This is a genomic window from Pontibacter actiniarum, from assembly GCF_003585765.1.
GTDB classification, from domain to species: Bacteria; Bacteroidota; Bacteroidia; order Cytophagales; family Hymenobacteraceae; genus Pontibacter; species Pontibacter actiniarum.
The window spans coordinates 1,740,822-1,752,779 of the sequence record NZ_CP021235.1 but is presented as its reverse complement, the minus strand read 5'-3'; the positions used below and the strand labels follow the sequence as shown (position 1 = coordinate 1,752,779).

General features: G+C 53.9%; 9 protein-coding genes. 7 read left to right on the top strand and 2 right to left on the bottom strand.

Annotation, left to right across the window (positions count from 1 at the left end; all coding sequences use genetic code 11):
- Nucleotides 1-61: 61 nt before the first annotated feature.
- Complete coding sequence (locus CA264_RS07590; protein ID WP_237151193.1) at nucleotides 62-1,450, bottom strand: S8 family serine peptidase; 1,389 nt, start codon at nucleotides 1,448-1,450, stop codon at nucleotides 62-64.
- A 542-nt stretch (nucleotides 1,451-1,992) separates the two neighbouring features.
- On the opposite strand from CA264_RS07590, the gene CA264_RS07585 reads away from it, so the two are divergent.
- Both CA264_RS07585 and CA264_RS07580 read left to right on the top strand, forming a co-directional pair.
- On the top strand, nucleotides 1,993-2,769 hold the full coding sequence (locus tag CA264_RS07585) for an XRE family transcriptional regulator (protein ID WP_025606010.1): 777 nt from the start codon (nucleotides 1,993-1,995) through the stop codon (nucleotides 2,767-2,769).
- 181 nt (nucleotides 2,770-2,950) lie between these two features.
- Nucleotides 2,951-3,670: a pirin family protein gene (locus tag CA264_RS07580; RefSeq protein ID WP_025606008.1), complete on the top strand. Its 720-nt coding sequence runs from the start codon at nucleotides 2,951-2,953 to the stop codon at nucleotides 3,668-3,670.
- 96 nt (nucleotides 3,671-3,766) lie between these two features.
- On the opposite strand, the gene CA264_RS07575 is transcribed toward CA264_RS07580, so the two are convergent.
- Nucleotides 3,767-6,169, bottom strand: coding sequence for an ABC transporter permease (locus CA264_RS07575; protein WP_025606006.1), 2,403 nt, complete (start codon nucleotides 6,167-6,169; stop codon nucleotides 3,767-3,769).
- A gap of 273 nt (nucleotides 6,170-6,442) precedes the next feature.
- Between CA264_RS07575 and CA264_RS07570 the strand changes: the two genes are divergently transcribed.
- The 5 genes from CA264_RS07570 to CA264_RS07550 all read left to right on the top strand — a co-directional run bounded on the left by CA264_RS07570 (nucleotide 6,443) and on the right by CA264_RS07550 (nucleotide 11,870).
- A complete protein-coding gene (locus CA264_RS07570; RefSeq protein WP_025606005.1) occupies nucleotides 6,443-7,828 on the top strand; it encodes a sigma-54-dependent transcriptional regulator in 1,386 nt (461 codons plus the stop codon).
- On the top strand, nucleotides 7,818-9,173 hold the full coding sequence (locus CA264_RS07565) for a sensor histidine kinase (protein WP_025606003.1): 1,356 nt from the start codon (nucleotides 7,818-7,820) through the stop codon (nucleotides 9,171-9,173). The genes CA264_RS07570 and CA264_RS07565 overlap by 11 nt, the downstream gene beginning before the upstream one ends.
- 394 nt (nucleotides 9,174-9,567) lie before the next feature.
- A complete protein-coding gene (locus CA264_RS07560; protein WP_025606001.1) occupies nucleotides 9,568-10,596 on the top strand; it encodes a sensor histidine kinase in 1,029 nt (342 codons plus the stop codon).
- 1 nt (nucleotide 10,597) lies between these two features.
- Nucleotides 10,598-11,338: a LytR/AlgR family response regulator transcription factor gene (locus CA264_RS07555; protein WP_025605999.1), complete on the top strand. Its 741-nt coding sequence runs from the start codon at nucleotides 10,598-10,600 to the stop codon at nucleotides 11,336-11,338.
- An 82-nt stretch (nucleotides 11,339-11,420) separates the two neighbouring features.
- The gene (locus CA264_RS07550) at nucleotides 11,421-11,870 is read left to right on the top strand and encodes an OsmC family protein (RefSeq protein ID WP_025605998.1); all 450 of its coding nucleotides are present in this window, start codon (nucleotides 11,421-11,423) and stop codon (nucleotides 11,868-11,870) included.
- Nucleotides 11,871-11,958 lie beyond the last annotated feature (88 nt).

The window sequence follows — 11,958 nt, the reverse complement described above, 5'->3', positions numbered from 1 at the left end:
AAAAAGAAAAGGGCTGCCCAAACCGAGCAGCCCTTTTCTTTTTATGATGACGGAACCCCTGTTACTTCAGAGATGCAATCGGGTCTGGCGTGGTATCTTTATCGCCTGTGATGACACCTGCAGACAGCACCTCGCCGCGAAGAAGCAGGATACCGGCCACGTGTGGCGCTGCAAAAGATGTTCCGGACGGGCCTGTGGTCAAACCGCCGCCTTTGTTGGTAGTCGTTACGTTTACACCAGGTGCAGAAAAGTCAACCCCTAAACCGAAGTTAGAGTAGTCCCACAGCCTGTTGTAGTTGTCCATGGCAGAGACGGTGAACACTCCCTGCACATTCACGCGGGCAGGAGAGGAGCCTGAGCAATCTACGGCACTGTTACCGGCAGCCACCGAGAAAAGAATGCCTTTTGCTGCTGCTGTTGTAACGGCGTTGTCGAGGGTAGAAGAAATGCCGCTACCAAGGCTCATGTTTACCACATCACCTGGCTTTGCATTGTTGATGACGTGGTTTACCGCAGAGATAGCTCTGGATACCGTACCGCCACCGGCGTCGTCAAATACGCGCAGTGCCACCACCGTAGCGTTAGAGGCCACGCCTAACATGCCTGTGCCGTTGTTCTTCGCTGCAATAATGCCCGCTACCTTTGTGCCGTGGCCAAAGCCGTCCTCAACAGAAGGGTTGCCATAGATAAGGGAGAAGCTTCTTTCTAGGTCCACGTTCAGGTCTGGGTGGTCTGTGTCAACACCTGAATCGATGATCCACACGGTTTTGCCAGTGCCGTCGCCGTAGCCTACGCGCTCAACGTTCCAAGGCACAATTTCGCCGGCAAGCGGCGTTACAGAGGTATAAGCTGGAGCCGGTTCTGTTGGTGTTGGCTCCGTAGGAGTTGGTTCTGTTGGAGTCGGCTCTGTCGGCGTTGGTTCCGTAGGTGTAGGCTCCGTAGGCTCTGGCTGTGGTAGCGTGCCTTTTTTGCCGCCGCCTTTTGTAGTCGTCTCTGAAGGGGAGGTTTTGCCACTGCCTTTACCGTTGTTGCCGAGGCTGATGATTCGGTCCTGCTCAATGTAGGCCACCTCTGGGTTTTGGCGAAGCGAGGCAAGCTGCTCCTGGCTCAGGCGAGCTGCAAAGCCGTTTACCACTCCTTCAAAAAGCTGCTCAACGTCTTGTTGTTTTACCCCTGATGTTCTGATTGCATTGTCGCGCATTCTGGCCGCAGCTACCTTGCTTGTGGTGAAGTTTTGGCTGGTGCTGTTAGAGCTGATGCTGGTGTTGCCATTCTTAAGAACAACGATGTACTGGCCTTCTATGGCCTGTCCGTTTAGCGGCGACAGAACAGCCTGCGGCTCGTTAAACTGGTTCTCCATCAGTTCCTCTTTCTGACAGCCCGTCAGGGTGATCGCTGTAGCCAGTGCCATCATAGACACTGCTTGCTTAAATGCGCGTGAAGTCGCCATAGCTGAAATTAATTTTAGGGGGTTTAAAGTTTTTAGTGTATCGCGTAACTTTTTCTTAAAGAATACGTAACCGGGTGCTTATTCAAAAGGTTCACACGCACCTGCTTATTTTCAAAAATTTTGGCGCTTCGACTGTGAAATGTACAAACCACAGGCTTTGTAAGCTGTAGGGCATACTTTTCCCCTGTAATCCGGAGGAAAAACGTCTGTAATTGCACAAAATGCCAGATAGTGAAATTAAAGGAGAGTGTAGCTGTTTTGCATATATTCGTATTCGTTAAAGTAGTATGGCGTAAAAGTGTGCTTATGTGAGCATAAATGCAAGAAAAGGTTCGGTGTTGTGCAAGTATAATGTTGTACTTAATAAAGAATATTGAATTTTATTGGAAGGGTTAAATTTTACTACCGTCTAAGTGATATAGGAATATACTGTGGTTTTAAAATATTGCTAATAATATTAGTATAAAAGCTAAAGTTTAATTAGTTTTACAGGCGTGCAGCTATACTGTGGCTGCAGCATCAGAAAACCTAAAGAAGCAGATATGCAGTTGGTAACATCTAACATCAGGCATTTGCGCAAGCATGCCGGTTTTACGCAGGCACAGTTGGCCGAGAAGCTGGAAATAAAGCGCTCTTTGGTGGGCGCTTATGAGGAGGGGAGAGCAGAGCCTAAGCTGAGCACCTTAGTTAATGTTGCGAAGCTGTTTAGTGTTTCCCTGGATGACCTGGTGACCCGGGATCTGCAGCGCGAGGGTGCCGCAGGCGGGGCTGACAGGTCGAGTGGTGGCAACCTGCGCGTGCTAGCCATTACGGTAGACCAGGACGAAAAGGAAAATATCGAGCTGGTGCCTTACAAGGCGAGTGCCGGTTACCTCAACGGCTACGCTGACGCGGAGTTTATAGAAGAGCTTCCGCGCTTCAAGCTGCCCATGCTGGGAACCACCGGCACCTTCCGGGCCTTCGAGATAAGCGGCGACTCCATGCTGCCGATCGCCTCGGGCACCGTTATTGTCGGGCGCTTTGTTGAGGACTGGAGCCAGATTAAAGACGGCACTCCCTGTATTGTGGTAAGCCAGAAAGAAGGGGTGGTGTTCAAGCGCATCTTCAACAAGGTGAAAGACGCTTCCATGTTGCGCCTGCACTCCGATAACCCGGTGTACTCACCGTACGAGGTGCATGTGGAGGACGTGCTCGAGATCTGGGAGGCAAAGTCGTACATCAGCTCTACTTTCCCGATAGCGGACCTGTCGCTCGACAAGCTGTCCAGCATTGTGCTGGACCTGCAGAAAGAGGTGCAGAAGCTAAAGAAGGTAGACTAGAGAAAGGAAACTCCTGTAAAGCCTGGCGCTGTATAAACCTACGGCGCCAGGCTTTTTTGTGCCTGTACTTGCCGTTGAGGCGCTTTGGTTAACAAGAAATTGCCATATCCGTAAAGCCATAGCAGAATGTGGCACTGCCTGTGCCCTTTATTTGTACCATGCACTACAGCAAAAAGAAACTATGATAAAACTGATATCTGCCTCCGAACGCCACGAAGCCCAGGTAGGAGACTGGTTGCAATCGCACTACCTTTTCTCCTTCGCCGATTACTACGACCCTGCCAACGTGCAGTTCGGGCCTTTGCGCGTGTTTAACCATGATGTGGTTGCAGGGCACAATGGTTTCCCGTCCCACCCACACGCGGAGATGGAGGTGGTTACGATCGTGCTCGATGGGGAGCTTACCCATAAAGACAGCATCGGAAACGAGGTGACCCTGAAGGCGGGGGACGTGCAGCGGATAACGGCCGGCACGGGAGTTAGCCACGCGGAGGCCAACGATACGGACAACACCGCCGAGCTGCTGCAACTGTGGTTTTTGCCAAACAAGCGGGGGCTTGCGCCATCCTACGAGAACATGTCCCTGGACTTCTTAGACGTACACGATAAGCTCGTTCCGCTGGTAACAGGCCAAAAGGTGCTCGACAACGTTCCTTTCCTGAACTCCAACTCTACGGTTTACTTTGGACAGGTCACCCAGGGGCAGGAAATCGATTTTAAGACCTTTAAAATAAGGAAGACGCTGGTGTACGTGCTCAGCGGTAGCCTGCTGGTCAACAATGTGGAGGTGGACCGGCATGACCAGGTGCGGCTGGAGCAGAAAGACGTGGTGAGCCTGCACGGCGCTGCCAACGCTACTTTCATACTGGTGGACGTGCCAGCCACAGAAGCCAATTACTAACCAGGATATAAATTTGTCTTTACTCCTGACACAGCAAAGGCCGCCCTTTATAAGGCGGCCTTTGCTGTGTCAGGGCAGGAAAAGCAGGCAGTGCTGCTACTCGCTCTTCAGAGAAAGCACCGGGTTGGAGAGAGCGGCCTGCACAGCCTTCGAGCCCATGGTGACCAAAGCGATCGTCAAGGTGGCCAGGCCGGCAAGTATAAACGGCCAATAGCCAATGCTTATACGGTAGGTGTAGTCCTCTAACCAGTGGCTGATGATATAGTAGGCAATCGGGGCAGCCAGCACAAAGGCGAGCAGCACCAGTTTTATGAACTCCTTTGAGAACAGCACCGCAATGTTAAAAATGGAGGCACCCATAACCTTGCGAATGCCTACCTCTTTGGTGCGCTGCGCCGCCATAAAGGCTACCAGGCCGTAGAGGCCAAGGCACCCGATCAGTATCGTTATCAGCGAGAACACTTTGAACAGCACGTTCTGCCGTGCCTCATCTTTATAAAACTCAGCTATACTTTCATCAAAAAAATAGTAACTGAACACATCGTTCGGATAGGCCTTTTCCCATACTTTCTCCAGGTGCTGCAGTGCCTCCTGCTTTTGGTTCATGTCTATTTTAGCAGAGAGCGTGCCGTAGCCTTGCGGGTATTTCGTGATTAAAAGGGGCTCTATGGGTAAGGCCAGCGAGGCCTGGTGAAAATCGGCTACCACACCCGCGATAGCGCCCGCAAACTGGCCGTCTCCCCCAAACGAAATATGCTTTCCGATTGCTTCCTCGGGAGTTTTAAGGCCAAGCCTGCGGCGCATGGTATCGTTGATAACCATGTACTGAAGCGAGTCGTTGGTGTAGGGCTTGCCCGCCACAAACTTCAGGTCAAACAGGTCAAAGTACTGCGCATCTGCATATTTTTTATGCGTCTGGAAATCTTCGTCTTCAGCTGCATGGTTAAAGTAGAAATTGCCATAGCTCATATTTCCAGAGGAGGGGGCGTCGGAGGCAAAGCTGACGTTTTTTACGGCAGGGTTGTTTAGCAGCTCCTGGCGCAACGGCTGTATTCTCTGGTTTGTCTGCTGCGGCAGCTTAACCACCACTACGGCTTCTTTGTTAAAGCCTAAGGGCTTGCTTCTGAAGAATGCCATCTGCTCACTTACCAGGAAAGTACAGATAATGAGCACCTGGCAAATGGTAAACTGCAGTACCACCAGTACCTGCCGTAGCGAGACACCTCCCAGGCGCTGCACGCTCATGCGGCTCTTGAGCGCAGTGATAGGCTTAAAGTTAGAAAGCACAAAAGCTGGGTAAAAGCCTGCAAAGAGGGTAACCAGCAGCACTTGTAAAAATAGGAACAGCAGCATGAGCGGGTCCTGTAATAAGCTAAAGGCTATTTCCAGCTCCAGCAGTTCGTTCAGGTAAGGCAGTGCCAGCTCTACAAGTATAACGGATATGAAAGTGGCAAACATCACCAAAAACAGTGTTTCGCACAGAAACTGCAGCACCAACTGCCACTGGCTGCTGCCCAGCACCTTGCGTACGCCAACTTCTTTCGCACGTTTTGTGGCTTGCGCGGTGGCAAGGTTTATAAAGTTGATGCAGGCGGTTAGCAGTATGATCACGGCTACGGCGGCCATTGCCATAATCATTTCTTTGGTGATGGGTGTTTGTGCGTAAGCTCCGAAATAGTCAGTGTTGTAGTGGATGTCGCGCAAAGGCTGAAGAGAGTAAACTGCCTGCCTGTTAGGGTTCTCGTCTTCCACCTGCTGTGCCACAAAGCTGTTTACAGCCTCTGCGGCAGTGCCAGCCGACATATGCTCAGGTAGCACGACAAACGTTTGGTGATCGCTTGACAGGTTGCCCCAGTCGTCTGGCAGGCTGTTTTGGATGGTGGGGTAGGAGATCAGCATCGAAAACGGGAACTCTGTATTGCCGGGCATATCCGGCATAACTGATACTACCCTCAGGTTGTACATGTTGTTGTACCGGATTACTTTTCCGACAGCGTTCTCTCCGGGAAAGAACTTATCAGCCGTTGCTTGTTCAAGCACGACGACATTGGGCTCCTTAAAGTACGCGCGTAGATCCAAAGGGCCGGTGTTGAAATCAAACACCTCAAAGAATTCAGCATCGACAAAACCGACACTGCTATCTTCCAGAAACTTTCTGGCGGGTCTTGTGCCATCGGCCGGTACATTTATTTGTGCGCCCGCTGTCCCCTGTATCTGCGTGACCGCGTCAAACCCGAGGCGGTCGTTGGTGCGCATGTACGCGGGGAGGGGGTAGTGAGAGGCAGGCGTATGAAAGTCCCTGCCTACAAAATCGACATTCAGGCGGTAGATCCTGTCTGCTTTCTGATGAAAATCATCGTAGCTGAGCTGGTACTGAATAACGAGGAAAAGCAAAATGCTGCAGGTGATGCCCAGCGCCAGCCCGGCAATGTTAAGCAAGCTGTAGCTTTTGTTGCGAACCAGCGAACGAAAAGCCGTAAGGAAGTACATCTTGATCATAGTTTTGGCTATCAGGTGTAGAAGGTTAAGGTACGCGTGAGCCAGCGCCTTCTTGCTTGGCCCCCGAAACACCTTTGCCATAGCTGTGCCAGATCGCAAAACCGCTTTTAAGGTACTGTAAATGTGCCTCTGTGCTGTTAGGGCTGTCCACTGCCGGACACATTTTGTCCATTGCCGGACAAAGTATCCTTCCAAATAATCCTTCTTTCCCTTAAATTACAGAAAGATATTACTGGCACAATATTTCTATACTTATCCCCAAAGCCTATAACTATGGAAGAACAAAACCTGGGTCGCATCCTGGTGATCGATGATAACGAGGACGTGCTGTTCTCCGCAAAGATGCTCCTGCGCAAGCATGCCAGGGAAGTCGTGATGGAGAAGAATCCGAAGAAGATCCCTTTCCTGCTTTCGAACGAGGACTTCGACCTCATTCTGCTCGACATGAACTTTAGCCAGGATATCACGAGTGGGCAGGAGGGCTTTTACTGGCTTAAGGAGGTGCTGAAGTATGACCCATCGGCGGTGGTAGTGATGATTACAGCCTACGGCGATGTGGAGATGGCGGTGAAGGCGCTGAAAGAAGGAGCCACCGACTTCGTACTAAAGCCCTGGCAGAACGAAAAGCTCTTGGCCACACTGTCGGCCGCGGCCAGGTTACGCCACTCTTACCAGGAGGTGAGTCGCCTGCGGGAGGCTAACCGCACCCTCAGCACGCAGCTCCACAGCGGCAAGGACATCATCCAGGGGGAAAGCAAGGCTATGCGCCACCTGTTCTCTATTATAGATAAAGTGGCGAAGACCGACGCCGACATTCTGTTGCTGGGCGAGAACGGGACAGGGAAAGAAGTGATCGCCCGTGCGCTGCATGAGCGCTCTTCCCGTGCCGACAAGGTTTTTGTAACCGTAGACATGGGTGCCATCACAGAGTCGCTTTTCGAGAGCGAGTTGTTCGGCCATAAAAAGGGCGCCTTTACCGATGCGAAGGAGGACCGCGTGGGAAGGATTGAGGCAGCCAACGGCGGTACTTTGTTTCTGGATGAGATCGGGAACCTGTCGCCGGCCATGCAAGCCAAACTGCTCACGGTGCTGCAGCGCCGGGAGATAATCAAGGTCGGCACAAACAAGCCTGTGCCGGTGAATGTGCGCCTAATCTGCGCCACAAACATGCCGCTGAAGGAGATGGTGCAGCGGGGGGAGTTTCGGCAGGACCTGCTCTACCGCATCAACACCGTGGAGCTGCAGCTGCCGCCTCTGCGCAGCCGCCAGGATGACCTGCCGCTCTTTGCCGCGCATTTTCTGCAAGTATATGCCGTAAAGTATAAACAGCCCGTGAAGCGGCTGAGTGATGCCGCCCTGGCACGCCTGAAGAGCTACAGCTGGCCCGGCAACGTGCGGGAACTGCAGCATGCGCTGGAGCGTGCCTCCATCATGAGCGATAACCGCGAGCTGCAGCCGGACGATTTTTTCTTTCTGGCTGAGGAGGAGGCAGTAGAGGCTTCCGCAGTCTCCGCCCAGAGCCTGGACCTGGATGAACTGGAGCGTGAGGCTGTGCAGCGGGCCTTGCAGAAGCATGAGGGCAACATATCCAAAGCCGCAAAAGAGCTGGGCCTGTCCAGGGGGGCGCTGTACCGAAGACTGGAGAAGTATGAGCTTTAGGCATCACCGACTGCAGCTGCTGTTGCGAATTCTGCTGCTGAGCATCACTGTTTTCCTCCTGGCGCGGCTGGAGTTCAGCGCGGCCTACCGCAGCACGATTATCGGGTTAGGGCTGCTGGCGCTGCTGCAGGCCTGGGGGCTGATGCGCTACATGGAGCGAACAAACAGGCTCTATCTGCGCTTCCTCGACTCCATTAAGTATGATGACTTCACCGAGCAGTTCCATGGGGCAGGCGCAGGGAAAACACAAGGGGAGCTGGCCCTGCGGCTGAATGAAGTGACGGAGAAGTTCCGGCAGGTGCGGGCCGAGAAAGAGGCGCACCTGCATTACTTCGAGGTGATCGTGCAGCACATTGGCATCGGGATTATCACCTACAGGTCCGATGGCAGTATCCTGTTGCTTAACAACACCGCTAAAAAGTTGCTGCAGGTAGGGCAGTTGCGGCAAGTGCAGGACCTGAGCGCGGTAAGCCCCGAGCTGGCATTGGGGCTGCAGCAGCTGGCGAGCGGCGACAAGGTACTGGTGCCGGTGAGGCACGGGGGGGAGCAGGCGAACCTGTCTGTACACGTTACCGAGTTTTCGTTGCTGGGCGACCGGGTGCGCCTGGCCTCGCTGCAGAACATACAGCGGGAACTGGAGGAGAAGGAGATGGAGGCCTGGAACAACCTGATCCGGGTACTCACCCACGAAATTATGAACTCCGTGACGCCCATTTCCTCGCTTTCTGCCAGCGCCTACGACGAGATCAGCAGCTATACCGATACCGAAGCCGAGGAGATCACGCTGCTGCGCGAGGAGCTGGAGGATGTGGGGCAGTGCCTGCACACGATCAGCCGCCGTTCGGAGGGCCTGATCCGCTTCGTGAGCGAGTTCCGCAACCTGACGACCATAGCAGTGCCTCAGATGAGCCGCTTCCATGTGGCAGAGCTGCTAAACGAGATCAAAACGCTGCTGCGCCAGCAACTGGCCCACCAGCAGGTGCACCTCCAGGTCTGTGCGCCGCGGGAGAACATGCTGCTGGAGGCAGACCGAAGTATGATAGAGCAGGTGTTGATTAACCTGGTAAAGAATGCGATGGAAGCCGTGCAGGAGCAGCCGGACGGGCAGGTTGTGCTGCGTGCGGCCCTGGATGAGCGGAGCCGCGTCTGCATCCTGGTGAGCGACAACGGACCCGGTATGACGGATGAGGCCATGGGTAAGATATTTATCCCGTTTTACAGCACTAAGAAATCCGGTTCCGGCATTGGCCTCAGCCTTTCCCGCCAGATGATGCGACTGCACAAGGGTACTATTTCGGTTCAGTCGGAACTGGGGCAGGGCACCACCTTTGTTCTGCGGTTCTAGCTGCTTTTTATTAGGAGAGAAGTGGTGAAAGGAGTCCTGTGCGGCAACGGTGGCAGTATCTCACACCACGCCCTTTTTGGCGCCAGCGCCAGACTAAGAACCGGCAAGGGTAAAGTGGCTGGCGCAGGACAAGGCAAGCGCCAGCCGGGCTTACTTTTCATCGTTTTATTTTGTGCGGGTGCAAAGACAAGTATAAAACCTTTGCCGTGCCATGCCTTTCGGCCAATTGCCAGCCGCTGCCATTTACCGGCTCAGCTTTTAGACGAACGGCGGCTGCTGTGCAGCTATGGGCGGTGGTGGAGTAAAAGCCGGTATCTGTCGAAAAGATGGAGTGCCTGTGCCTGATTTGTGTCCGAAACTTTATCTTTGGCTATACTGGCCTTAAAAATCTGGCATGAAATCCTTTTGGCAGCGCCACCTGATTGTTTTGCTTCACCTCTCTTTCTGGGCGGTGTACCTTTTCTTCAGCATCTTTAACGTGGTGCAGTACAACAGCTTTGGCCGGGCGCTCCTCTACACGGGTGTCACTGCGGTGTTTCATGTCGTTATCTGCTACTACAACTATTTTCAGCTGCTGCCCCGCTTTATGCGCCAGCGCCGGCTTTTACCTTACCTGCTGCGGCTTGTGCCCGCCCTGGCGTTGGTGGTGGCGGCGCGTGTGCTGGTCGAAAAGCAGATGTACGGCAGCTTGCCGACGGATATGCCGTACCTGGTTACCGTGGCGCGGGTGGTGCAGGTGGCAATGGGCATGCTGTTTATGCTCGCTTTTATCGCCCTGCTGCGGTTCACCACGGAGTGGCTGGTGCTGGAGGGAAGGCGGCGGGAGCTGGAAAACCAGCAGATGGCCGCCGAGCTTAAGTTTTTGCGTGCCCAGGTAAACCCGCACTTCCTGTTTAACACCCTCAACAGCCTCTATTACCTGGCCTATACCAAATCGGACCAGGCACCGGAGGTAATTGACCGCCTTTCGCAGATGATGCGCTACATGATTTACGAGGCGAACCACAAGCTGGTGCCGCTGGAGCACGAGATCAGGTACATGCAGCATTACATAGACCTGGAGAAAATGCGCCTCACGCAGCAGGTCCACATTCAGTTTGATGTCTGCGGTGTGGTGGAGGGAGTGCAGGTGGCCCCGTTCCTGTTCATGACCTTTCTGGAAAATGCCTTTAAGCACGGGGTAAACCCCAACGGGCAGGGAGATTGGGTGCTTTTACAGCTACAGGTAAGGCAGGGGGTATGTTACTTTGCCCTGCGGAACAGCAAAGGCAACGCCCGCAAAAACGAATTTTCGGAGAGCAGCGGAATGGGGCTTCAAAACGTGCGCCGCCGCCTGGAGCTAAGTTACCCGAACCGGCACGAGCTACAGCTGCGCGACAACCCCGAAGCCTATGAAGTTAACCTCAACCTACAACTAAATTAAGATGATGGAACAAACCTGCCGCTGCCTGATTGTGGATGACGAACCCATGGCCCGCCAGCTGCTACAGGAATATGTTCAGAAGGTGCCTTTTCTGCAGCTGCACGCTACCTGCGCCAGTGCTCTGGAGGCCCTGCAGCGGCTGCGGGAAGTACCCATAGACTTGCTTTTTCTGGATATCAACATGCCTGAGGTAAGCGGTATCAGCCTGTTGCGCACCCTTGCGCACCCGCCGAAAGTTGTCTTTACCACGGCCTTCTCCGAGTATGCGGTGCAGGGTTTTGAACTCGATGCAGCAGACTATCTCCTGAAGCCCATCACCTTCGACCGCTTTCTAAAGGCCGTAAGCAAAGCCACTGCGCAGGCACCGGCCCCTGTTACAGCCCCTGCCGCCAGCGTTGCACCGGCCCAGCCGGAGCGGGACAGTATCTTTCTGCGGGAGGGAACCAAGGTTGTTCGCCTCACCCTGAGTGATATCCTGTTTGTGGAGGGCCTGAAAGACTATGTGAGCATCCACACGCGCAGCCAGGGGCGGGTGGTGAGCCTGCAGCGGCTGAAACAGCTGGAGGAGCAGCTGCCGGCCTGTAGTTTCGTTCGCGTGCATAACTCCTTCATCATTAATGTGGAGCAGGTGGATGTGCTGCACCGGCAGAAGGTAAAGTATGGCGAGAAGGCCATTCCTGTGGGAGAAACTTATCGCCAGCGCTTCCTCGAGTTTCTGAAGCAGCGGAACATTCAGCTGTAGCTGTGCTGTAGGCGGTACAACCTTTTGGCTGCTTTCGGCTTATACTTATAAGCGCCGCAGCGCGGCTTCAAATTTATAGGATATGAGCGTAACAGAGACAGAGGGCTATGTAACGGTAAGCGCAGACAGCAGCGCACCGATGGTGGCCAGGATAAAGGCTGGTGCCGATGTGATGGTTATTGATGAGTCGGGTGTTGCACAAGGTATGAAAACAGGTGCGGACCCTTATGATTACATTCTGGGGGCGTTGGGGTCCTGCACCGTTATCACGCTGCACATGTACGCCCGGCGCAAAGGCTGGCCGCTGGAGCAGGCCATCGTGAGGCTGCGCCATGAGCGCATCCATGCCGACGACTGCGAGCACTGCGGTGATGTGGCGGCCAGGCTAAGCCAGGTAACCAAGAAGCTGCGCCTGGTCGGGAACCTGACACCCGAGCAGCGCCAGCGCCTGATGGTGATCTCCAGCAAATGCCCGGTGCAGAAAACACTGCAGGCAGGAATGGTGGTAGAGACGGAGCTGGTAGAGGATTAGTGCCCGATCTGGCTGTGGCCGGTGTTTCCTGATGTGTTGGCGCTGGTTGCGTGCTGCCCTGCCAGGAGCGCTTTGTCCAACTGGCAGC